Here is a 24,744-nt window from a genome sequence, read left to right as displayed (position 1 = left end):
GGGCAAATTTCTCAGAAGCTAGCAGGCGTATTGAGATTTTCCATAAACGCATCTTTCTCGCCCGACTGTGGTAATGAATGGTAAGGAATAGGCAGCGTAATCCGGAAGGTAGTTCCCTGACCCACTTCCGACTCTACTTTAATATCTCCCTGATGCAGTTCGATAATGCGTTTGGTTAATGCCAGGCCAATGCCATGCCCATTGATTGTCATGGTGGACTCAGATCGGTAAAAAGGCTCAAAAATATGGGGTAAGTCATCGGCAGGAATTCCATAACCGAGATCATTGAACGTCAGTTGTATCTGGCCCCGTTCAAACAATAGCTGCACCGACATACGCCCATCGATGGAATACTTACACCCATTCTCCATCAGGTTCTGGAAAGCGGTCTGCAACAGGGATGCTTCTCCCACAATAACCAGTTCTTCTTCCTGACTGGGCAGATTCGCGAAGTCGATGGTTATTTGATAGGCGGGTTTAGCATGGAGTATATGGCTCTGCGCCTGCCACAATAGTTCGTCAATTCGTACGGGCTGCAAATTCAGTACTACTGCGTCAGAATTAGCCTGGGCCAGCTCCAGCAACCCGTTCACAAGCCGAATCATGTTCTTTACCTCATCGAGCAGTCCGTCAAAAGCCAGTTCGTAGTCTTCACCCGTTCGCGGCTGCAACCGGGTAACTTCAATCTGCCCCATCATAACGGTTAGGGGCGTACGCAACTCGTGCGACGCGTGCGAGACAAAGCTTTTTTGCAGCACGAACGCTTTTTCGAGCCGGTTCAGCAGGTTATTGAACGTTTGGCTCAAATCAGCCAGTTCGTCGCGCTGACGACCTATCCGCAAACGCTGGTGAATATTAGTAGCCGAAATAGCATTTACCTGCATACTCAATTCGGCAATGGGCCTGAGCGCATCACTGGCAAACAGATAACCAGCGACTCCAACAATGAAAAGGCTCAGGAACCAGCCAAAAAGCAGAATCTCCCGCAGACGGTCTAACTTGCTAAAGCCGTATTGGTCATTCGCCGAGGCAACAACCAGTATCGTCTTCTTGTTCTTGTGTGAGTTCACGTATTGAACACCCACCGCTTCGGTATCACCAATCCGAAGATAAGGCGAGGATTTTTCCGATATTTTTGCCAGAAAACTGGCAGATATCGGAAAACTGGCCTGCTGATTATTCTGCTTGTAAAGGATTTTTCCCAGGCTATCGTAAATAGTTACCTGCTGGTCAACCATCGACATTGACTGCAGATCCCTTCGGGGCACATCACCCATATCATCGCGCAGGCGGACCGTTGTTCGTGCTTTATCTTCAAGCCGCTGGCGAAATTCCTGCTCCCGAAACTGACCATACTGGTAATAAACCGATACGCAGAAAAGCAGCATGATTGATGCCACCAGCAATACAAACAGGAGGGCCAGACGCGTGCGAATGTTCATAGCATGGTGGACTATTGGTTGATATCGAATACTACTCTATCCCTTTTTTTGGCTACCCCGACACGAACTGGTACGCAACCATCCGGCTACCCTTCACCTTATTTAATGTACAACCACCTGTTATACAACGCCTTTTGCGCGGGTGTTTGATTCGGCAATGGCTCCAGTCTATAACTCACCAACGGATTTTGCGTGAGCGTAACGGGAATTTCGCGCAGAAACCCCGCCCGGTTTACAAGGACGTTTATTGTTTCGCCTACCCGTCGGCCACTGATGAGTTTGAGCAGGTCATCTGTCACCCGAACACTATCCACCGATATGATTTCGTCGCCTACATTCAGGCCACCCGTATACGCTGCCGAACCACGCCGAACCCCCGTAATGGTGGCTTTCCCGTTGGAGTAAACCGTAGCCGTACCCAGGAAACCGTCCTGCGTCCGGGCCGCTACGTTGACCAGTTGCATGCCTACCGGCTCGAAGTACGCATTGTAGTTTATAGGTTCGGCGGAGTTGACAGCAATGGTAAAGAAGTCATCCAGTTTACGACCGGCAGTTTGCTCAGCTGCCTGCCTGAATTCGGCATCGGTAAAGCCACGCTGCTGCTTTTTGTAATACTCAGTATACAGGAAGCGCATCAAATTGTCCATATTTCGTTCCCCATTGCTACCGGCCAGGATGGCCAGATTCAGCAGCAAACCCAGTACGCTTCCTTTACTATAGTACGAAATGGTGCTATTCGATGAGTTTTCATTGGGCCGATAGCCCTTAATCCACGCATCCCAGCTCGACTCTGCCACCGACTGCACCCGAACGCCCGGCTGATTTTCGATACCCGTAATATCGTTGGCCACTAAGCCGAGGTAATCCGTCGGCGAATAAAAGCCCGCCCTCATTTGAATGTATTCCCCGTAAAACGACGTGCACCCTTCCGATAGCCACAGCATGTGCGTGTAGTTCTCGTTCTCGTAATCGAACGGCCCCAGCGCAATGGGCCGGATGCGCTTCACATTCCAGAGGTGGAAATATTCGTGGGCTACCAGACCAAAAAACCGCTTGTAGTTTGTTTCCGTCGAATAGGCATTCCGGTTCGTTTCGAGCGTGGTCGAGTTGAGGTGCTCCAGGCCACCCCCGCCCGGCGGAATATGCTGTACAATGAAGGTATAGTCTTTGCAGGGGTGCTCACCCACTACCGAAAAGGCCGTTTCGCATATCCGCTTATAATCGGCTTTCAGGCGTTCTTCGTCATACTCCACATCGCCAAACATGGCCACTGTATGCGGAACGCCCGCAGCCGTGAACGTAAATGTTTTGTGGTTACCAATCTCCAGGGGCGAATCGATTAGTATATCCAGATTGGGTGCCTCGTAGGTAAAATCCTGACCGGCAACGGGGGGTAGCCCCGTGGCTATATTTTTCCAGGTTTTGTAGGGTTGCACCACCACCCGCAGCGGAATATTTTTTAGCGCATCGTGGTACATAAACGTACCGGCGGGTGTTACGTAGCCGTGGTCGGCGTCCACAAAACAGGTCCGTACGGTGAGGTCATTGGCATACACCCGGTAACGAACGGTCAGGTTATCGTCGCCCGTATACACGCGCCAGGTATTCTTACTGACTTTATCACTCACGACGGCTTTCCCTCCGGCAGAGGCCGTAAATCCCTCCACGTTTTTGGCGTATTCCCGAATCAGGTATGAACCGGGTGTCCAGACCGGCATTTTAATATCGATGTATCCGTTTTTCTTCGAATTGGTGGCAGCAGCCACATTTTTCAACTGCATCTCGACCTCAAAATAATGCGTTTGTGGCTCAGGCATGGAGAGCACATACGTTACAGTTGGCGAAACAGCCGGGAGATTTTCATCATCGACCCCCAGAGCGGAAGCCATTGTCGAACAGGAAATAAAAAAAGTCCAGATAGTAAGTAAATACAGCAGGCGGGTGTTTTTTTTCATACGGAAACAGGAATACCTTCGTTTTTTGTCCAGAATTGACCTGATATTTGTCAATTTAACAGCGAAACTACAACGCAAACGTTTCAGAAGGAAGTTTCAGGCGGCAGTTTACGAAAGGGTTTATAAACCGTAAACCAGGCACCAAAAACCCAAAACTACTTTATGCCCTATTTAACTGCCCACCAGAGGCTACTAATACCAAGGACCCGGAATCTACTCTTTTTGACGATTAGCCTTCTGGCAACCCTGTCGGCATCTGCCCAGCGAACCCAGAGCTATGCCGAGCCCGACTATCACTACCGAAACGGGCTTGAACTGTTCGAGAAAGCAAATTATGCAGCTTCCCGGTACGAGTTCCGGCAGTACCTGGAACCCCGCCGGAGCGATGGCTCACAAACACTACTCAATACGGGTGACCAGAATGCCGTTGAGGCCGAATATTACATTGCCCTGACCAGCCTGTACATCGACGAACCCGGTGCTGAACTGCTGGTAGACCGGTTCGTTACGAACCATAGTCAACACCCCAAAGCCGCCCAGTTATACGGCGATTTGGGTACGTATTACTACAATCGGCAGGATTACGCCAAAGCCATTGATTTTCTGGAAAAAGCCGTGGCGCAGGGTGGTAGTGCCAGTCAGCAGATCGCCTATAAATATCAGCTTGCCCTTTCCTATTATAATACCCAGAATCTGCAACGGGCTTTACCCCTGCTGAACGACGTAAAACTCGACCCCAACTCGACCGATGCACCGGCGGCCTCGTATTATGCCGGGGTCATCAATTTCCGTAACCAGAACTTTACCGACGCTGTGGCCGATTTCCGGCGAATCGAAAACAACCCGACCTATCAGAACCAGGTGCCAAACTGGATTGCACAGGCGCTGTACCGCCAGCGGAAGTACGATGAGTTGCTGGCGTATACAGTACCGCTCCTCAAACGCAACAGTAGTTCGGCCATGAGCGAAGTAGCCCTGTACACTGCCGAAGTCTATTATCAGCAGAATCAGTTTGCCCAGGCCATCCCGTATTACCGGCAGTATATCAGCGCGGCAGGGGCCAAAGCACCCGGTGCCATCAAGTTTCGATACGGGCAGTCGCTGTTTCGGACCGGGGCGTATGCCGATGCTATTACCCAACTCCGGCCCGTAGCGGGCGGGAAAGATACCACAGCCCAGTACGCATCCTACACGCTGGGTGTCAGCTACCTGCAAACCCAGAACCCGGCCTATGCCATGAACGCGTTCGACCAGGCTGGTCGGCTGTCGTTTAACCGGGATATTCAGGAAGAAGCGCGTTTCAACCACGCCAAATTACAACTGGACCAGAATAACGGGACTGATGCGGTTAAAGAGTTAACGGCTTTTCTGAAACAATACCCCAATAGTAAATTTGAGAACGAAGCCAATGAACTGGTCAGTGAAGCCTATTTTGCATCGAACAACTACCCGGCCGCCATCGCCTACATCGAAGGACTGAAACGCCGGACCCCTAAAATCAACGCCACCTACCAGCGACTGACCTATAACCAGGGCGTGAATGATTTCAACGCCGAACGGTATCAGCAGGCAGTCGCCAATCTGGATAAATCGCTGAAATTTCCGGTTGATAATGAGCTGCAGCAGGCCGCCCAGTTCTGGAAAGCAGAATCCTACTCGGCGGGTAAACAGTACGATACGGCCATTCCGCTCTATGCCAGCGTGGCCAAAGCGGGTTCGGGTGACTATGCCACCCGAAGTTTGTATGCTCTGGGATACGCTTATTTCAACAAGAAAGATTACACCCGCGCGCTTCCCTACTTCCGCGACTTCGTGAGCAAGGGGGGCAGTGATAAAGAACAGGCACAGGATGCCACTCTCCGGCTGGCCGATGTCTATTTTGCCAACAAGCAGTACGAGAATGCCATTCGGTACTACGACCAGGCCATTGCCCAGAATGCAGCGGACAAAGATTATGCCGCCTACCAGAAAGCGGTCATTCTGAGTTACGTAGGTCGGGATGCCGAAGCGAAAGCCCAGTTCGACCAAGTGCAGCGGCAATTCCCGAATTCACGTTTTGTGGATGAAGCCCTGTTGCAGAAGGCAAACGTGGACTTCGAAAAAGGAGCGTATCAGGTTGCCATTCAGGAATATACAAAATTGATTCAGGACAAGCCGAACAGCACCCGCCTGCCAGCCGCCCTGCTGAGACGGGCTATTGCCTATGGCAACCTTCAGCAATACGACCCGGCAGTAGCCGATTACAAGCGGATTCTGGACAACTACGGCGAGTCAGAACAGGCACAGAGTGCGCTGCTGGGCATTCAGAACACCCTGAACGATGCAGGCCGGCCGGAAGAGTTTTCGCAGGTGCTGGGTCAGTACAAAAAGAGCAATCCGGGCAGTACGGAGGTGGAGCGGGTGCAGTTCGAGAATGCCCGGAACATTTACGCTACAGGCAAGTTCGACCAGGCCATTCAGTCATTGCTGACATTCATGCAGGAGTATCCGAACAGCCCCAGCATGAACGCAGCCCGTTACTATCTGGCAGAGTCCTACCGGCAAACCAGCGACGTAGCCAACGCGCTTCGCTATTATAATATGGTTGTAGCAGACAATAAATCCGAGTACCTGGTTCGGGCTGCTACGCGGGCCGCCGAACTGGAAACGAGCCAGAAAAACTTTCCCCGTGCCGTTCGGAATTACCAGTTAATTATCAGGCAGGCCGATAATAAAGCTGAGCAGGTAACGGCACAACTCGGCCTGATGGACACGTATTTCGTCTATCCGAAACCAGACTCCGCAGCCGCCGTTGCCCGCGATATCATTTCGGCTGGCAGCGTGGTACTGGGTGCGCAGAATCGGGCGCAGTTAACGCTCGGAAAGGTAGCCCTGAATAAAGGTGATTACAAAACGGCCCAGGCTGATTTCGAGAAAACAATTGCGCTGGCCAAAGACATCAACGGAGCCGAAGCGCAGTACCGGCTCGGTGAGATTTTGTACAAAGAGAAAAAGTATAAGGAGTCCATAGCCGCTATGCTGAAATTCAATGAGCAGTTTGGCGAATATGAGTACTGGAAAGGCAAAGCGTTCATTCTGGTATCTGACAACAACGTGGCTTTGGAAGAACCAACCCAGGCTAAAGCAGTGCTGAACTCAATCATCGAAAACTCATCCGACGAAACCATTGTAGCCGAAGCTAAACAGAAACTGGCCACGCTGGAAGCAAAAAATTAATGTACAATGTAAAATGGATAATGCCGGATGCTAAACGCATATCAACATTGCTCATTTTACATTATCCATTATCCATTCTACATTATTTATCATGCAATACCCCCTTAGCCTACTGACCCTCCTTTTCGCGACCACAGCGGTTGTTGCCCAACAGCCGAAGCCCGCTAAAGTTGGAGAAATAGATAACCAGGAAATCACGGTTGAAAAGAGCCGTAAGATTGAGCTGCCGCCAGCCAATCGGATTTTCAATAAAATTCCCTCCCTAAAGCCCTCCGCCGAGCAACGGAAGCTTACCTACGAGTTTGAAGACCGTAAACTCACCATTGGCGACCCCAAAATTACGCCGGGCGTGCTGGCGCCTGCTACCACGCAGGCCGATAATACGCCTGCGTATAACAACTACATAAAGCTGGGTGCCGGAAATTACAGTTCCTTTCTGGGAGAAGCATTTGTGGGTATCAACACCCTGTCGAACCTGGCACTGGAAGGTTCCGTACGCCACCTGTCGTCGGCCATTGGTCCGGTTGATGGCAAGAATTCGTCCCAAAGCGATACCCGTGTTCGGGTGACGGGCAAGTACCTGGCCGATGCGTTTAAACTACAGGCTGACCTGGGTTACGACCGGAACGCGTATAATTTTTATGGATACAGCCGCGAGTACGCAGCACAGCCTTCCTTTAATCCTGACCTGATTAAACAGCAGCTCAATACCGTCAATTTCAAGCTGGGCATTGAAAACGTGAAGTCGGAAAATGCGATCGACTATTCGTTAAAAACGGGCCTGACCTCCCTCAAAGACCGGTTTAATGCGTCCGAAACTGACTGGGGTACCAACCTGAATGCCTCGCTCGGCATTTCCGACAACGTATTCGCACTGGTAGCCGCCGATGCCTACGTTACCCAACGGTCCGACGGGTCCATTGTCGATAACCGGAACCTGTTTCGGGTAAAGCCAACGTTCAAATATGTATCGCCCCTGTTCACCATTACGGCGGGAATCAATGCCGTCAACCAAACCGATCAGCGGCAGGGAATCAACGATACCCGCGCCTTCCCGGTAGTAGATATTGATGTGGCTCCGCTCGATAACATTCACATTTTTGCCGGTGTCGATGGCGATATCAACCGGAACACGCTGCGTTCGTTACTGGCCGAAAACAAGTGGCTGGCCTCACAGGTCGTACTGGCCAACACCATCAAATCGCTGGATATTTACGCTGGTTCCAAGGGAAACCTGGGGGGTGGTTTTTCGTACGAAGGCAAAGCGTCCTACGCCCGCTACCGGAATTTCTCGACGTTCAACAACTCAATTCCAGACACAACCAAATTCTTCGTTTTGTACGATGGCGGCATCTCCAACGTACTGACCATATCGGGGCAACTGGCGTACGCGCAGAAAGACAAGTTTCGCTCAACGCTGAAAGCAGACTTTTTCAACTACGGCCTTGACCGGCTCGAAGCAGCCTGGGGCCGCCCCCGAACAGCCGCTACCTGGACGAACTCCTACATCCTGAACAAAAAATTATTCGTTACCGCCGATTTGTATTTTTACGAGGGCATCCAGAATAAGAATTTCACCACAGGCACAGCTTACACCCTAAAACCGATTTATGACGCAAACCTGAAAATTGACTATTTCCTGGGTTCTCAGATAGCCGCTTTCGTGTCGCTGAATAACATCTTCGGTCAGAATTACCAGCGTTATTTGTATTATCAAACCCAGGGGCTTAACTTTCTGGGAGGAATTAGTTATTCATTCTGATTCTTGTTCATACACATCTTATGGCCTCCTTAAACAACTACCTCAAAAAACTGCTGTATCAGTACGACTGCATTGTTGTACCTGAGTTGGGCGCTTTCCTCACTCACTACCAATCAGCAGTCTATACGGAAACCAGCGGTTTATACCTGCCCCCCCGTAAACGGGTGGCATTCAATGAGGCTCTGCGTTTCGATGATGGCATTCTGGCCAACTACATTATGCTCCACGAGCCGGTAACCCGAGAGGGGGCACAACGGCTTATCAGTTCGTTCGTGTCAGACTTGCGGAAGCAGGTAGAAACGGCTGGCCGATTTGAGCTGGAAGGCATTGGGACATTTACCCAGAACGAAGAAAACCGGTTGCAGTTCAGCCCCGGTCTTCGGCAAAACTTCTTTGGTGAATCGTACGGTATGAGTGCGATACCCGCTCAGTTGGTCAATAAGGAGGTGATGGCTGAAACAGTTCTTGAGGCAGTACCGGTAGTACCCTCACCCGCCCTGGGTATTGGCCCGGTACTCGTTCGGGAAAACGACACGGTGTTTACTCCCTACCGTCCTGCCCGGACGTACTGGCGCGTGGCAGCTGCTGCGCTTTTAATCGGATCGTTGGGAGCCGTAAGTTATTTCTCGGTTATCAAGCCGGGTCAACCGTTTCAGAGCAGCCTTGACCCGGCCAATCTATTACGTATTCCCGTTTCCTCTTTCTTCGCTTCAACGGATAGCAACGAGCCGCCAAAACCTGAGGCCATTCAGGAAGCCACTCCGCAGCCTATTGGTGAAACCCCGATAGCTACCCCCGAAACACCAGTAGAACCGGTAGCCGTTGAGCCTGCTCCTCCTAAACCGGAAGAAGTTATAGCAGAGCCGGTGGCAGCTCCGGTAGCCGTAAAAAAGGCAGCATCCAGAGTAGCCAAAGCTAAATTTCGGAGACGACACGTTGCACCCGTGGTAGAACCTGCTTATACGGGTCCGCATTTTACGGTTATTGCTGGTGTCTTTTTGAGCAAGCGCAATGCCTTGAGTCTAACCAACCAGCTGCAAAAGGCTGGCTATACCGATGCTTTCGTTATCCTGCCCGGACGTGGTCAGAAAGAAATGTACAAAGTAGCCGCCGTAGGCTCCGCTAACCGCGAAGAACTGATAGAAAAAGTGAGTGCTATCAGAGTGCTGACCGGCGCAGAACCCTGGATTCTGGATAATTAATTCTTTACCGGCATCCTTACAAAGCAAAACCACTGCCCTAGGGCAGTGGTTTTGCTTTGTAAGGATATTAAAACCTAACGGGTTTTCGATTTCACTGGCTTCTGAGCAGGCTTCGGCGCAAGTGGTGGTGTGCTTGCTACCGGCACAACCGGTTCCGGGTCGCTCACCGGTACCGAACGGCGGTTACGCCCTTCGTGAAAAATAACGAAACCAATCAGCGCAATCAGCAGCACATTGCAGATTAGATCGATAGTATCGCCCAGGCGGTTTAGCGGAGGGTCAAACCGAAACTCAATCGTGTGTTTACCCGCCGGAATACGCATGGCCCGCAGCACATAGTTGGCCCGCAGGTGCGGAACGGGTTTACCGTCCAGAAACGCCTGCCAGTCTTCGTGGCCTCGGTAGTAGATTTCGGAGAAAACGACAAGCCCATCCCGAACGGCATTTACTTCGTACATCAGTTTATCGGGGCGATAGTCCTTCAGTTGAATGGTACTGCCTGTATGGTCCATCGTAGCAGGCAGATTGCCCAGTTCAGGAGCAAATCGCTTGTCGACCACGGCCGAATCACGCGGGTTCAGTGTTTTCATAACCGCTATCTCTTCATCAGCATTGGCTACCTGCTGAACCGTTCCCACAAACCAGGCCGCACCCAGCACCTCAGGGTTGGGAATAACCATCGGGCCGGCCGGTGCCTGTTGGGGATCGGCAGGATTGGGCTGCCCGGGCTGAATCACATACTTAGCATTCAGCATATTCAGGATGGGCAGCGTATTGGACTGAAACGCGTAGGTAATCAATTCCTGATACCGTCGTAGTTTGGCCGCATTATACCCCCCAATGGATCGGTGAAAATAGGAGGTCCGGTTACTACTCATAAAATCCACCGTCTGGTCGAACACCCGATAGCCGGGGGATTTATCCTGCATAATCTGCTCATCGGCGGGTGTTGGTTCAAAAGGAACACTGGCCTGCGCTTTGGGGACAAAATCAGCCGCGTTCAGAAAACGCTTGTCGACTGCGAATAAATCAAAAATAACAATGGCCAGCACCAGCGGATACAATACGCCTGCCTTAATTTTATTCGTGATGAACAACCACACTGCCCCGGCAACCAGCACTATCAGAATCACCGACCGGAACGCATCAGACCGAAACAGACTCAGCCGGTCGCTGATGAGCGCCGTTTCGAACTGGCTGGCTGCTTCACCAAAATAACGGGATAAAATGGCCTGATCGTTTGGCGACTGGAAACTAAAGAATGAACCTCCCAGCAAAGCCAGTAGAAGAGCCAGACCCGCCGTTAGTCCCAGGCTAACAAGCAATGGTTGCCGTAGCTGGGCAAAGGTTGGTTTCTCGTTAACGATTGTCTGAATACCCAGTGCGGCACCAGCGGCCATAAACAGCTGGGCCAGACAGAGAGCCATCGTCATGGCCCGGAACTTATTCAGATAGGGTAGATTGTCGAACAGGAACTCGTTAAAAAAGAGCAGGTTTTTACCCCAGGCCAGCATAATCATCAGCACCGTGGCACTCAGCAGCCACCACCGGACCGAGCCACGAAGAACGAACATACTCAGTACAAACAGAAAAAGCAGGGCTGCACCAGCGTAGGCTGGTCCACCCACAATGGGCTGGTCACCCCAGTAGGTAGGCGCACCCAATTCGGCCATTTGTTTGGCGGCAGCCGGGTCCACTCCCCGGGTCGTCATGGCTTTATAGAATTCGGAGTCCGTCGTTAATCCACCTCCGGAAGATGCTCCACCATAGGCATTGGGTATAAGCAACGTCAGCGTCTCGCCGATACCGTAACTATAGCTAAAGGCATACTCTTTATCCAACCCGCCTTTCGATTCACTACCGGGGTTTTTGCCGTCCGGATTGGTCGTTCTGGCTGTCAGCTCGGATTTACCCCGGATGGTTTCTTTGGTGTATTGATTGAGTACCAGCAGGCGTTTGGCAAAACTACCAGCCCCCAGCGCACCCGCCACCGCCAGAACGGCCAGTCCTATCATTAACTGACGACGTTTACCCGCTCTGAATAAAGCGATACCCTCAATGAGCACGTACAGCCCAATGGTCATAAACAGATAGTACGTAATCTGAATATGGTTGGCACCCAGTTCCATGCTGCCAAAAAGGCCCACCAGTGCAGCACCAACCCAGTAACGCCCCCGCAAAGCCAGAATGACGCCCGCCAGTATACCGGCACCATATCCCAGCGCGAAAAGTTTGGAGACGTGCCCGGCTTCGAGGCTAACGATACCGAATGTACCCAACCCATACGCAGCGGCTCCCAAAGCCGACAGCCAGGCGTTACAGCCCAGCACGACCATCAGGACGTACATACTCAGCATGACGATGAACAGGATACTGGCCGTATTGGGCAACAGATTGATAACGCCCATAACGCCCTTATAGACTAGAATATAAGGATACGGAAAGTCAATCATATACCCGGGCATTCCACTAAAGACGGCATCGGTCCATAACGGCTTCTCGCCCGTTTGCTGAGCAAATTCGCGGATTTCCCGGGCCGATGCGGTTGATTCCTGCACATCGTGCATGGATAGTGCTTTACCCGACAATACAGGCTGGAAATAGATAATAGCCAGCACAAATAAGCACAGTACGGCTATCAGATGAGGGCGAAGGGTTTTGAAAAGAGTTGGTTGGCTCATAAAATCAACGGATACATAGCTCAAAGATACGGCTTTGTACCAAACCGAATAAAGGGGCTGTGCGCCTTTGATAGGCACCAATTCACTTGAGCAATGTTGGCACAGGTTAAATACGTATTAGAATACCTACCGCTTAATCAATTTTGGATTTTATTTAGATTCACCATTATTCAAATAAAGCACACACATAAGTATCTTTATCAAAGCGACTACGATAGTTCACAATTAGCTTACTGTCAATTTATTACATTATTTTCCTTAAAGTAAGTTCTACTGAATAAATTCTTAAAACATCCCCTCTGTCACCTTAAACAGGTTACAAAGGATATGTTTTTTTTACTAAAGACAGGTAACCAATGAATTATTGGCTAGTCTAAAACTTTGAATCTAACCCATAAATAATTTTAACCAAAATGAACACGAAACACCACCTACTCATAGTAGATGAAAATCCTTACGTGGTTGAAATCCTGGTTCAAACACTCAGAAAGGATTTCACCATTACCGTAGCAAACACGGGTCAGGAAGCTGCCAGACTATTAATTCAGGGTAACCGGTTCGACTGTGTACTGACCGAACTAAACCTGTCTTTCTTCAATGGTCTTGAGCTAATCAAACTTGTTCGGATGAGCAGAGTAGCCGCTCAGACCCCTATCGTTATTCTCTCCAATGTGCCCGATAGTGGCACGCGTATTCAGTGTCTGGAACAAGGTGCGGATGATTTCCTTTCCAAGCCATTCAACCCGCTTGAGGTAAAAGCGAAGCTTCACGCACTTCTTCGTCGTTCAGAGGCTCCAGACGCAGCGTCAGGCCAGCCGATTCAGATAGACACACAATCGAAACCCTTCTGGCAACAAAAGGTCCGAATCCTGTCTATGCTTTTCGGCAACTATTCGCTGTCACAAAGCGCGTAATTTCCGGTCAATTGACTTTACTGATTGTACAAACACGATCCGTCATTTTCGCAATTGATTACGCAAAATTCGTGCCAACGATAATTACCCTCTTTAACATCAAAATATCATCTTATAATAATATTTATACTCAGGCAATTTCTAAAAGAGATTGCTGGAAGTAATTTAACATTCCGTAAAAATTTCTCCAGAGTGAATAGTTCTTCTGTCACGTACTAGAAAATTTATTGCTTGTTAACCACAAGACCATGTCAATACGACAACAATCAATTAATCCAGAAACAACGTTTATTCCAGAGCAGGCTATTCCAGCGTTCTGCATTTTACTGGTAATGGATGATGATATACTAGCGAACCGGATTGCTACCATTGCCGGAAAAAACTGCTCCGTAGTACGGTTCAGAAATGAAGCAGATTCAGATAAGTGGCTGACAGATAAGCAGCAGGTCAATTTAATTATACTTGATAAAACTACGGGCCCCACTATGGTAGCCAACGTACGTAGAAAAGCAGATTATCAACTGGTTCCGGTACTTGTTACCTGTCGTTTTGGCGAAAATCACCTGGTTCGTAAAACCCTCGCTGCCGGCGTAACAGATATGCTGGTCATTAACGAGGAAAATTATTCAATTCAAACCAAAATAGATTATTATCTGAGCCTATGCAATCAGGTTCAAACGTTTCAACCCGTTGAACAGCAACCACCCGTTTATGAATACCAGTATAGTACACCCCGGTGGAAACGGTCAATCGACATTTTCGTTTCGTTGTTGATATTGGTACTCCTGTCGCCAATAATGCTACTGGTAGCCTTACTAATACGTATTGATTCCAAAGGTCCGGTCATCTACAAATCCAAACGGGCAGGGGCTAACTTCCATGTGTTCAATATGTATAAATTCCGCACCATGGAAGTGGATGCCGACCAGTTAATCAATCAATTATCTGCCCACAACCTATACGCAGAAACTACCCACGAATCAGCGGACATTGGAACGGATTTATGTCCTGCCTGTAGTGAACTGGGTATAACATGCCAGCAGATACTCATTGATCATAACAAATCGATTTGCGAGAAGGCTTATCTGAGCGGAGCCGAGAAGTCGGCTAAATTCATGAAGTTTCGTAACGACCCCCGGGTTACGCGGCTGGGTACCTTTTTACGCAATAGCAGCATTGACGAATTACCTCAGCTAGTAAATATCCTGGTTGGCGATATGTCGCTGGTTGGCAATCGGCCGCTCCCCCTTTACGAAGCAGAAAAACTTACCTCCAACGAGTTCGCCCAACGCTTTTGCGGACCGGCTGGCCTAACGGGTTTATGGCAGATAAAAAAGCGGGCGAAAGGCCAGGGTATGATGTCGGATCGGGAACGGACACTACTCGATATTGACTACACCAATAATTTCTCTTTTAACACTGATATTCAAATCATCTGGAAAACATTTTTCAGTTTATGGCAAAAAGAGAACGTATAAATGACCCAGGGTACCCAGCAGACGAGTCGGTACTCGTGTCAATTATCACGATTAATTACAATCAAGCTGAGTTAACCCGTCAATTTCTGGATTCGGCTACTACCTTAACGTATCCGAATTACGAAATAATTATTGTCGACAATGCCTCTGCTCAACCATTAAGCACCAGCATTGCTCTCCATCAATATCCCCATGTACGTTTAATCCGTAGCGAAGTCAACCTGGGCTTCACCGGGGGTAATAACCTGGGCATTCAGGAAGCGAAGGGTGATTATTTTTTCATCGTCAATAATGACACGGAGCTTTCTCCAGCGCTAATCGACGAACTACTAAAACCATTCCGGGAGAATGAACAGATTGGGGTCACCTGCCCTAAAATCAGATTTTTCGAGATGCCCCGGTTAGTACAGTACGCGGGGTATAATCCAATTAATTTATACACAGGACAGGCTACGGCTATTGGCTATAACCAGGCCGACGATGGTCAGTTCGATGAGCCGCACACTACTTATTTCGCGCATGGCTGTGCCATGATGGTTAGCCGGAAAGTGGTGGAGCGGGTTGGCCGGTTTGCCGAACGCTTTTTTCTTTATTACGAAGAGCTCGACTGGTCGCAGCGGATTCGGGATGCTGGTTTTCTAATTTACTACCAGCCTGCTGCCACCATCCTGCACAAAGAGTCGGCATCGGTCGGGCAGAATAGTCCGCTCCGCACCTACTACCTGACCCGCAACCGCATACTTTTCATGCGCCGACACAGCTCTTCCTACCAGCGTATAATCTTTTATCTGTTTTTCGGTGTCTTTGTGTTTCCCAAACATCTCCTTCTGTTTCTTGTCACGGGAAAGATAAACCATGCAAAAGCCTTCGTTCAGGGAGCTTTCTGGAATTTAACAACCACCAGCTTATCAGCCACTTAAGCAATAAAAATCGTACTCTCCATGACTTTTTTCTACTCTCTTACCGGGCTGCTGTTTTTTTTAATAGCCTTCCTGATAGTCTACACCTATCTGGGCTATGGAATCCTGGCCTGGGTGTTGGTGAAAGTATTACGGAAGAGTGACGAACCACCCGTGGTCCGGTCAGAGTACTATCCTGATGTGACTATGGTTATACCCGCCTACAACGAACGAGACTATTTACCCGCCAAATTACAAAACTGTCTGGCGCAGGATTATCCGGCTCACCAGTTGCAGCTACTTTTTGTGATAGAGGGATCAACGGATGGTTCAGCCGATTACCTGGAACAGCAACAGCAGCGTCTGCCCAATTTAACCCTGATTTCCGGCACCCGACGGCTTGGCAAAATTGCCGCGATGAACAACGCGATGAATCAGGTAAAAACACCAATCACCATTTTTACCGATGCCAATACGCAGCTCAACCCCGAAGCCGTTAGCCGGCTTGTCAGTCGCTTTTTGCCCGTTCAGGTTGGCGCCGTAACGGGCGAAAAGCGCATTCAGATGGAGGGTCAGGAAGCGGCAGCGGGCAGTGGCGAAGGGCTTTACTGGCGCTATGAATCATTCCTGAAAAAACTGGATGCCCAGCTTCATACCATTGTAGGAGCTGCCGGTGAGTTATTTGCCATTCGTACCAGCCTGTACGAACCCGTGGAGGCCGATACACTACTCGACGATTTCGTTATTTCTCTGCGCATCGCCAGCCGGGGATACCGCGTCGACTACGCACCCGACGCATACGCACTGGAACGCCCATCAGAATCAGTACGGGAAGAAATGAAACGGAAGGTCAGGATTGCTACGGGTGGTTTTCAGTCGATTCAGCGACTGGCACACCTGCTCAATCCATTCCGGTATGGCTGGCTGAGTTTCCAGTACGTTTCTCACCGGGTGCTGCGCTGGGCCGTTACACCATTCTGCCTGCCCCTGCTGTTTTTACTGAATATTGTTATGATTACGCAGCCACAGCGCGCTGACAATCAGGTACTGACGCAAGACTTCTGGACTAGCTTGCTGGTAGCCCAGCTTGTATTCTATATGATTGCAGGGTTGGGCTACGTGCTGGAAAACAGGCAAACACGCTTTAAGCTGACGTTTGTACCGTTCTATTTTGTTTTTATGAACTGGTGCGTGTTAGCGGGATTCTCAAAGTATTGTACTGGTAATTTATCTAGCGTGTGGGAAAAATCCAGACGGGCTGCGTAAGAAACCAGCCATACCCTTGACTTGATAAAAGGATATGCTTAACCAAACATATACACTTTCTTTACCCGATCACTGGCGATACAATCGCGGCTTGTTCACCGTATTGGGTATACTGCTGGCTCTGCTGGCAGGCTGGCTGATAGGCTCATGGGGCGTGTTTGGTGCGCTTGTTACAGTGGGTGTACCGGTGGCCCTGATAGCGGGTATCGGCGTACTCCTGGAACCCAGAATTGGTTTGTTGCTCTACATAAACTTCAGTTTCCTGATCGGTTTCTCCCGTTTTTTGTCAGGAGACATAGCCCTGGGTACGGCGCTGGACGGACTTCTGGTCCTTACGCTACTAAGTACGTTTCTGAATGGCCGGCGGATGAACTGGCGACAGCTGCGCCGGCCTGCTTTCTGGATACTCATCGTTTGGTTGTCATTTACCATTCTGGAATACTTCAATCCAGAACACCCCTATCCCACGGCCTGGTTTTACCACGCCCGTTCGTTTTCATTAAGCTGGTTTTTGCTCGCCATCATCGTATCCGTAAACCCGATCAAAAAATCGGACATTCGGGTATTCTGCATCCAATGGCTTGTCTGGTCCTTCTTCGCGGCATTGTGGGGTTTTAAACAACAATACATCGGTCTGGAACCAGCCGAACTCCGGTGGCTGGCCGAAGGAGCCGAAAAACAGCATATTCTGTGGGGTCAATTACGCAGTTTCTCCTTTTATTCCGATGCCGGTCAGTTTGGTTCTGAAATGGCTGGTGTAACGCTGGTCTGTATTATCCTCCTCTTCGAGACCAGGTCGTGGATTTACCGCATTCTTTACGTAATGCTGGCTATCGTTTTTTTCTGGGGATTTGCCATTTCAGGCACGAGAGGAGCTTTGTTCGTGATTCTGGCAGGTTTCCCGGCCTATTTTGTCCTGAAGCGTAGCCCGGTGCATATTATGCGCGGACTTCTGGTAGGGATACCCGTATTCTGCTTCCTGATGTTTACGCACATTGGCGATTCCGTGTATCAAATCTGGCGGATTCGCTCCGCCCTGCACCCTACAAATGATGCCTCCTTTCTTGTCCGGTTGGAGAATCAGCAAAAACTCAAGAACTTCCTGAAAGACAAGCCTTTTGGCGCGGGTATTGGTACATCATCGGGGGCCGGGCAACGGTTTTCACCCAACTATTTTGCCGCCCAGATTCCCACCGATAGCTGGTACGTTCAAATCTGGATTGAGACCGGGATTGTTGGCCTGACACTCTATTTACTCATGCTATTTAGCATTATGCTCATTGGCACCATCAAAATCTGGCAACTGAAAGACCCCTGGGTAACGACCATCATGATCGTACTCCTGGCCGAATTTGCCGGTATTTGTGTGGTGAGTTATACGAACCCGATTCTGGGTCAGTTTCCAACCAGCAGCATCCTGTTTATCACCTCGTTTCTGTTTACTACCTGCGACCGGTGGGATACACCGAGAGTACCCAAAATAACCCATACCATCACTAAAAAAGTAGCTTTATGAGAATTGGCATCGAAGCACAACGGCTCCTGCGCCCTCACAAGCACGGGATGGACATTGTAGCCCTGGAAACAATCAGGGCTCTGGCAGACTACGACCAGCACGAGTTTGTAATTTTTGTAAAGCCGGATACGGACCGAAGCGGATTGCCCGATGCGCCGAACATTACCCTGGTTGAACTACCGGGCGGGCCGTATCCCATCTGGGAACAGTACGCCCTGCCCAAAGCCGTAAAAGAATACGGCATCGACCTGTTGCACTGCACGGCCAATACGGCGCCCCTGCGCTGTTCCGTTCCGCTGGTGGTTACGCTCCACGATATTATCTTTCTGGAAAATCAACCCTTGCGGGCGGGTAGCTGGTATCAGCGATTCGGGAATCAGTATCGACGCTGGAACGTGCCCCGCATGGTGAAGAACTGCGAAAAGATCATCACCGTATCAGATTTTGAGCGACAGCGCATCATCAACCATCTCCATCTGGACCCCACACAGGTGGTATCGATCTGGAATGCTGTTAGCGAGCAATTTCGTGTCATTGATGATGCCCGGCAACTGGCGGCTACCCGGATCCGATACAACTTACCCGAATCCTTCATTTTCTTTCTGGGTAATACCGATCCTAAAAAGAATGTCCGGGGTGTATTGAAAGCACTGCTCTTACTGGAGCAACAGGGGCAGTTAACGATGCCCGTCGTTATCTCCAATTTGCCTGCGGCCTCACTCGATGCGCTGTTAACCGACATTGGTGGTCAATCACTGGCCAGTCACATCACCCTGTGCGGTTATATACCCAATTATGAATTACCGCTGGTATATAATGCAGCTACGGTATTTCTCTGCCCTTCCCTACGCGAAAGTTTTGGCCTCCCTATTCTGGAAGCGATGGCCTGCGGCACGCCTGTCGTGACGGCTACAACCTCATCCATGCCGGAAGTGGCGGGCGATGCGGCCCTTTTGGTTGACCCAACCTCGGCAGAAGCAATGGCGCGTGGCATCGGTCAGCTCATGCAGGATGCCTCCCTACGGAACACTTTACGCCAGAAAGGACTGCAACGGGCGGCTTTATTTTCTTGGCATGAAACTGCCCGACAATTACTCGACGTATATACTTCCTGCCTCTCTAAAAATAATAAACAGTTAGTTTCCTGAGGCAATTCTCACAAAAGAGTAAAACGACCATTCCACCCCTTAAGCATTCACATTCAAGGTATTACACTTTTTTTTATTTTTAAATTATTGCACCGACTTATCTAAAAGCGCACGCAATGATTAGCCATGAATATCTTTTCAAACCCCGAATGGATTTCTCAGTACGACTATCCGTTTGAGACGATCGATCAGGTGCCTCAGTCGATATTCGATGAGATAAACACCCGTCTCGACCAGCGTATCAGTCAGAAACCACTGGTTTCTATCGTGATTGTAGCCTTCAATGAAGAAATCAACATACTGCGTACGATCAGTTCGTTATCGGCCATGAACACAACGATTCCGTTCGATATCATAGCCGTTAATAATAACTCAACGGATCGCACGCAGGAGACAATCGACAAACTGCACATCAGGGGATTTTTTCAGCCTGTTCAGGGTTGTGGACCCGCCCGGCAACTGGGTCAGGAGCAGGCCACCGGCCACTATATTCTGCTGGCTGATGCCGACTGCCTGTATCCGCCAAACTGGCTGAACGAAATGATAGCCGTATTGCAACAACCAGGTGTCGTTTGTGCGTATGGGCAGTATTCGTTTATTGCCCCACCCGCTATTCCCCGTTGGCGGTTCGCGCTGCACGAAGCTCTGAAAAATGGTATTGCCGAGTTACGATACATTAAACGACCCTATCTTAATGCCTACGGTATGAGCATGGGTTATTTGCGGGAAGCCGGGTTGAAGGTGGGGTATACAACCAAAAACATTCGGGGTGAAGATGGGCGACTCTGTTTCGATATGATGCAATACGGCCGGGTAGTACCCATGAAAATCCACTCGGCCCGCGTCTGGACCGCCCCCCGAACAATTCTTCAGGAAGGCACGCTCTGGCATGGATTAAGGGTGCGGATCAACAAAGAACTTAAACGGGTATTTTCTAACTTTACATCACACCCACCCCACGACACAAAAGCCTCCATCAACTAACCAATCAGGTTTCTAAAGCTTAATTTATTCAGCAACACCACCACTTCCTAAGGCGCACAATGCAACAGTTTGATAGTATAATCTGTCTTGGACAAACTACCTGGGAGGGTGACTTCCAGAAGGCTGTTGTGCAACTGATGACCGAACTATCGGTGCGTCATCGGGTTTTATACATCGATTACCAGTATACACTCAAAGACTGGGTTATGGGTGTACTGGGTAAACAGGTGATTCCTGTTCAGGAAACGGTCCGCTTAAAAAGCCCGCTCACCAAAAAGACGTTTGCAAACGGCTCCGAAGTACATGTCTGGACTCCGCCCCTGATGCTACCCGTAAACTGGATGCCCCCCGGATTACATGATTTCTTTGTGCAGCAAAATATAAGCCGACTAATTAGAGGCCTTCGTCGGGTGATGCGTCAGTTAGACATGAAGCGTCCCTTAGTCATCAATGGGCTAAACCCCGTGTTTGGGCTACCCATGCTGGATCAGCTCAATGAATGTGCCACGATTTACTACTGCTTCGATGAGATAACCATTATCAACTGGATGAGTAAGCACGGCAGCCGTTATGAGCCGGACTACCTGAAACGCGTCGATGCGGTGGTGACAACCTCCGAAACCCTGCGTCGGTCTAAATCCCTCCTGCAGCCCAGTGCCCACTGCGTTAAAAATGGGGTCAATTTCGCTTTATTCAATCAGGCTTTTCACCTGGCGCAACAGCATCTTCCCGTAAAACCCATAGTGGGGTATCTGGGTACGGCCGATAATCGGATCGATAGTGATATTGTTGAGTATTGCGCCCGAACCATGCCTGATGTGACGTTCCAGTTTATTGGCGAGGTTCACGAACCCAGCCTGACGCAGCGATTATCGGTGTATCCAAACGTTATTTTCACCCCGCCCCTTCAACCAGCAAACCTGCCTCCTCTACTGGCTCAGATGAAGGCAGCTATGATTCCGTTTGTTTGCAATGAGCACACGTACACTATTTATCCCCTGAAAATCAACGAATACCTGGCTGCGGGCCTGCCCGTTGTATCAACTCCCTTCTCTATACTGGATGATTTTGATGGCGTTATTGAACTGGCAGACACCCCCGCCAGCTTTGCGCAGGCACTACGCCATGCGTTGGCCGATGATAGCCCCCAACGATTGATGGAACGGGTGGCGATGGCCCAAAATAATTCTTGGGCAAAACGTGCGGAGGAGTTCGAAGCGGTTATCCAGAAGTTACCGAATGCCTACATCTCCGAACCTGTATCCTGAATCAATAACGGAAACACGGGATTATAGCCCTCTACCGACGCTACGCTGTTTAGACGGCATCGGCCGTCTGACCATACGGGGCAAAAAATAATTCAGTATTCACCTTATCAATAATACTGGCTCACATAGTCGAATACCTGTTCGGTGTTTTTGGCGTGCAGAATTTGCGCACCGGAAAGAGCGGGAAAAATGGTGGCATATTCATTGAAATGGTGCTCCATACCCCCACCAGGATGCGAAAGAATAATATTTATCCCCCCAAAATAACTGGCAAGGGCAGCCGTACCGCCGTGCATGGATATAAACCGGTCGGCGTTGGCGTATACCAGCAATTGAAGGTGATTGAAGCTGGACACCTCAGTCCGGTATTGTTCGTGCAGATCATGCATCAGGATCACCTCCGGGTGTTTTTCCCGCAGCCAGGCATGCTCGTTCAATTCCATTATCTCGCTATTGTCCAGTACAATCTGAGTGGACAGAGGGCGGTTATAGATAATCTGGTACGTTGATTTACAGGCAGCAATAATACGATCCAGGGCGGGTATATCCAGAAAATTAACCGGGGGTTTGTCCCACTCGATATTGTATTTATTGGCAATTACCAGCAGTGGTTTATCAAATACAAATCGCTCATTCTTGTAATGGCTTTTGAAGGGTACCCGCGCCCATTTCGAATAATCGAACGTTGGGCTGTGCGTCATGTTAGGCACATCGTAATACCCATAACCGGCCTGCCATACTCGTTTTTCGTACTGCTCGGTGTGATGCTCGCTAAAAAAGTAGAACTCCTTTGTGTTGGTGCAGGAAATGGTTTTTTTTAGTGTCCCGTTCAACTGGTGCCAGTAGGCAAACGGTAATACATACCGAAGCTCCTGATCGAACTCGCCGTGGTAATCAATTACTTTGTATGGCCTTCTGGCAATATAGTCGCTTGCCACGAAGCGGGTCTGATTGAGCCGGGCAAAATAATTATCCCGAATAAAGTACCGCAGATCGCGCCGGATTCCTGGGTATCTGATCGACGCAACGACGTAAAGAAGTTTCAGCATTAATTGCTGCATACGTGAGGATTCGTGTTAATAAAAAGTAAACTGCCAACAAACGGCACACCTTAGTTTATGACTCCCGCTGGTCGAACAGGCCACCATTGAGCGTGTAGAATTTAGGTGTTCCTTCCCATTCCCTATACGCTACAGCGGCCGAATACCCGTCCGAAACCGTAAAACTGTTGACGCTCCACTGGCCGGTTGCCCCAATCAGATCACGCCCGATTCGGTGCCTGCCATCCAGACAGGGCACCCATCGAAAATCATCATCCAGTCCCTTACCAGTTGCCTTAACCAGCGCTTCTTTCCGGGTCCATGACCGATAAAACAACAAACGGGAATCATTCGCTTCTATATACTGCTGCTCAAATGCCGTAAAGCTATGCGTCAATACATCCTGAAAAGTAAAGTCAGGTTTATTTTCTTCCACGTCAACACCAACGCTGGTTATTCCAATAGCGATCAGAACCCATTGGCCAGCGTGCGACACGTTGATGTACCAATGATTCGTATCCCTGATTTCGGGTTTTCGATTTGTACTGACCGTAAAACAGATTTCGTTAGGCTGTTGATGGGTATAGCGTCCGGCCAACGTTCTTAACATATGTCTGGCGTAAACAAATCGGCTTCGATCCTCGGGCCGGTGAAACCGCCTGGCACGGCTGATCTCATCAGGCTGCAAGGTGGTTTTCTCATAATCGGGTGGTATCTTGTCTGCTATCCAAAACCTGAATACAGCCATTGGGTCGGTGTATGGACAGGCCGATTCCGCCAGCCATTGAGTAGTTGGTAAGGCTGCACAGGAAACGAAGGCGTCGGTTACTTTTTGCGCTGTCATGAGTCGATAAATTATGGGGTACTGAATTGACAAAGCACCCGACTATGTTTCCAGACACGAAATCCAGCAGAAAAATGGCAATCTGAGTGCGTTTCTGTTGTTCTAGTATAAAAGTATATGGCTTCTGAGATTCGTACGTTCATCAGAAATTATTTTCTGCAATCTACTACGTTACCGGTAGCGATCAAGCTGGTTGCCTGTTTTTTGTGTGTCTTTTCTCAGCCCGTCATAGCGCAGGTTTGTACTGACCCATCAGGCCCGCTGGTTGTCAATCAAACCTTCGGCAATTCCAGCAAAGCCTTATCGGCTGATCTGACCCCCTACCCGTACGAAGCCATCAATTGCCCCGGCGACGGGCAGTATACCATTGCCGCTACGCTGGATGGCTCCTGTTTTAACGCCACCTGGCATTCCATTGGCAGTGACCATACGCCCAACGAGACGGGCGGGAGTATGATGCTCGTGAACGGCGGTAATAAAGCCGGGCCGTTTTACCAGCAGCCGGTGGCGGGCCTGTGCAGCGGTACCACCTACGAAGTTTCATTCTGGATTATTAATCTGCTCAGAACGGGTACCTGCTCCAATCCGCTAATACCCGACCTCGCCATCGATGTAGTAGCCAAAACCGGGGTAGTGATTCAGTCGACAGCACTTGGCCTTATCGAGCAAACAGACGTACCCACCTGGAAACAGTACAGAGCCGTATTTACTATGCCTGCGGGCCTGGACGATGTAGTCATAAAACTGGTCGATTACCAGGGCGATTTCGGTTGTGGCAATGACATGGCCATCGATGATTTTCAGGTGAAGCAGTGCAGCGAATGTATCGGCATACCCGAAGCCGTATATGTTCCTGACATTTTTACGCCAAACAGCGATGGCATCAATGATACACTGGCGATATTCCTGCGTGTAACGGGCGTGACTTCTTTTAGTCTAAACATATATGACCGCTGGGGAAGCCCGATTTATGCCACCACGGACAGAACCCAGCGATGGGATGGTACCTACGCTGGCCTGCCCTGCCAGTCAGACACGTATACCTGGGTAGTTGGCTACAGTACCCTTGGTAAAACTACGTACGTACGTACCGGCTATGTATTGTTAATGCGTTAATCCGTCGGAAGCC

The 24,744-nt window shown here is 49.7% G+C and carries 17 protein-coding genes; 12 read left to right on the top strand and 5 right to left on the bottom strand.

Going from position 1 to position 24,744, the window contains the following annotated elements:
* Nucleotides 1–11: 11 nt before the first annotated feature.
* Both B157_RS0121355 and B157_RS0121350 read right to left on the bottom strand, forming a co-directional pair.
* Nucleotides 12–1,442, bottom strand: coding sequence for a HAMP domain-containing sensor histidine kinase (locus B157_RS0121355; protein ID WP_020605346.1), 1,431 nt, complete (start codon nucleotides 1,440–1,442; stop codon nucleotides 12–14).
* Nucleotides 1,443–1,540: 98 nt separating this feature from the next.
* Nucleotides 1,541–3,397 carry a M61 family metallopeptidase gene (locus tag B157_RS0121350; RefSeq protein WP_020605345.1) on the bottom strand — a complete coding sequence of 619 codons (1,857 nt, stop codon included), beginning with the start codon at nucleotides 3,395–3,397 and terminating at the stop codon, nucleotides 1,541–1,543.
* A 162-nt stretch (nucleotides 3,398–3,559) separates the two neighbouring features.
* Between B157_RS0121350 and B157_RS0121345 the strand changes: the two genes are divergently transcribed.
* The 3 genes from B157_RS0121345 to B157_RS0121335 all read left to right on the top strand — a co-directional run bounded on the left by B157_RS0121345 (nucleotide 3,560) and on the right by B157_RS0121335 (nucleotide 9,577).
* Nucleotides 3,560–6,613, top strand: a complete 3,054-nt coding sequence (locus B157_RS0121345) for a tetratricopeptide repeat protein (RefSeq protein WP_041952229.1) — start codon at nucleotides 3,560–3,562, stop codon at nucleotides 6,611–6,613.
* Between the two features lie 91 nt (nucleotides 6,614–6,704).
* Nucleotides 6,705–8,375, top strand: a complete 1,671-nt coding sequence (locus tag B157_RS0121340) for a TonB-dependent receptor (protein ID WP_020605343.1) — start codon at nucleotides 6,705–6,707, stop codon at nucleotides 8,373–8,375.
* Nucleotides 8,376–8,395: 20 nt separating this feature from the next.
* Nucleotides 8,396–9,577: an HU domain-containing protein gene (locus B157_RS0121335; protein ID WP_020605342.1), complete on the top strand. Its 1,182-nt coding sequence runs from the start codon at nucleotides 8,396–8,398 to the stop codon at nucleotides 9,575–9,577.
* Nucleotides 9,578–9,651: 74 nt separating this feature from the next.
* On the opposite strand, the gene B157_RS0121330 is transcribed toward B157_RS0121335, so the two are convergent.
* Nucleotides 9,652–12,258 carry a hypothetical protein gene (locus B157_RS0121330; protein ID WP_041952231.1) on the bottom strand — a complete coding sequence of 869 codons (2,607 nt, stop codon included), beginning with the start codon at nucleotides 12,256–12,258 and terminating at the stop codon, nucleotides 9,652–9,654.
* Between the two features lie 413 nt (nucleotides 12,259–12,671).
* Between B157_RS0121330 and B157_RS0121325 the strand changes: the two genes are divergently transcribed.
* The 8 genes from B157_RS0121325 to B157_RS0121290 all read left to right on the top strand — a co-directional run bounded on the left by B157_RS0121325 (nucleotide 12,672) and on the right by B157_RS0121290 (nucleotide 21,731).
* A complete protein-coding gene (locus tag B157_RS0121325) occupies nucleotides 12,672–13,172 on the top strand; it encodes a response regulator transcription factor (RefSeq protein WP_020605340.1) in 501 nt (166 codons plus the stop codon).
* A gap of 248 nt (nucleotides 13,173–13,420) precedes the next feature.
* Complete coding sequence (locus B157_RS0121320) at nucleotides 13,421–14,650, top strand: sugar transferase (RefSeq protein WP_020605339.1); 1,230 nt, start codon at nucleotides 13,421–13,423, stop codon at nucleotides 14,648–14,650.
* A complete protein-coding gene (locus B157_RS0121315; RefSeq protein WP_020605338.1) occupies nucleotides 14,629–15,570 on the top strand; it encodes a glycosyltransferase family 2 protein in 942 nt (313 codons plus the stop codon). Before B157_RS0121320 ends, B157_RS0121315 begins: the two co-directional genes overlap by 22 nt.
* A gap of 21 nt (nucleotides 15,571–15,591) precedes the next feature.
* A complete protein-coding gene (locus B157_RS0121310; protein ID WP_020605337.1) occupies nucleotides 15,592–16,815 on the top strand; it encodes a glycosyltransferase family 2 protein in 1,224 nt (407 codons plus the stop codon).
* 34 nt (nucleotides 16,816–16,849) lie between these two features.
* A complete protein-coding gene (locus B157_RS0121305; RefSeq protein WP_020605336.1) occupies nucleotides 16,850–18,331 on the top strand; it encodes an O-antigen ligase family protein in 1,482 nt (493 codons plus the stop codon).
* On the top strand, nucleotides 18,328–19,479 hold the full coding sequence (locus tag B157_RS0121300; protein ID WP_020605335.1) for a glycosyltransferase family 4 protein: 1,152 nt from the start codon (nucleotides 18,328–18,330) through the stop codon (nucleotides 19,477–19,479). The genes B157_RS0121305 and B157_RS0121300 overlap by 4 nt, the downstream gene beginning before the upstream one ends.
* A gap of 126 nt (nucleotides 19,480–19,605) precedes the next feature.
* A complete protein-coding gene (locus B157_RS0121295) occupies nucleotides 19,606–20,463 on the top strand; it encodes a glycosyltransferase family 2 protein (protein WP_020605334.1) in 858 nt (285 codons plus the stop codon).
* A gap of 59 nt (nucleotides 20,464–20,522) precedes the next feature.
* Nucleotides 20,523–21,731 carry a glycosyltransferase gene (locus B157_RS0121290; protein WP_020605333.1) on the top strand — a complete coding sequence of 403 codons (1,209 nt, stop codon included), beginning with the start codon at nucleotides 20,523–20,525 and terminating at the stop codon, nucleotides 21,729–21,731.
* Nucleotides 21,732–21,838: 107 nt separating this feature from the next.
* Here the strand turns inward: B157_RS0121290 and B157_RS0121285 are convergent, their stop codons facing one another.
* A complete protein-coding gene (locus tag B157_RS0121285; RefSeq protein WP_020605332.1) occupies nucleotides 21,839–22,792 on the bottom strand; it encodes a hypothetical protein in 954 nt (317 codons plus the stop codon).
* Nucleotides 22,793–22,847: 55 nt separating this feature from the next.
* Nucleotides 22,848–23,615, bottom strand: a complete 768-nt coding sequence (locus tag B157_RS0121280; RefSeq protein WP_020605331.1) for a 4'-phosphopantetheinyl transferase family protein — start codon at nucleotides 23,613–23,615, stop codon at nucleotides 22,848–22,850.
* Between the two features lie 117 nt (nucleotides 23,616–23,732).
* Between B157_RS0121280 and B157_RS0121275 the strand changes: the two genes are divergently transcribed.
* Complete coding sequence (locus B157_RS0121275) at nucleotides 23,733–24,731, top strand: T9SS C-terminal target domain-containing protein (RefSeq protein ID WP_020605330.1); 999 nt, start codon at nucleotides 23,733–23,735, stop codon at nucleotides 24,729–24,731.
* Nucleotides 24,732–24,744: the final 13 nt, after the last annotated feature.

The organism is Spirosoma spitsbergense DSM 19989, assembly GCF_000374085.1.
Classification (GTDB): domain Bacteria; phylum Bacteroidota; class Bacteroidia; order Cytophagales; family Spirosomataceae; genus Spirosoma; species Spirosoma spitsbergense.
This window is presented reverse-complemented; position numbering and strand designations above follow the sequence as displayed.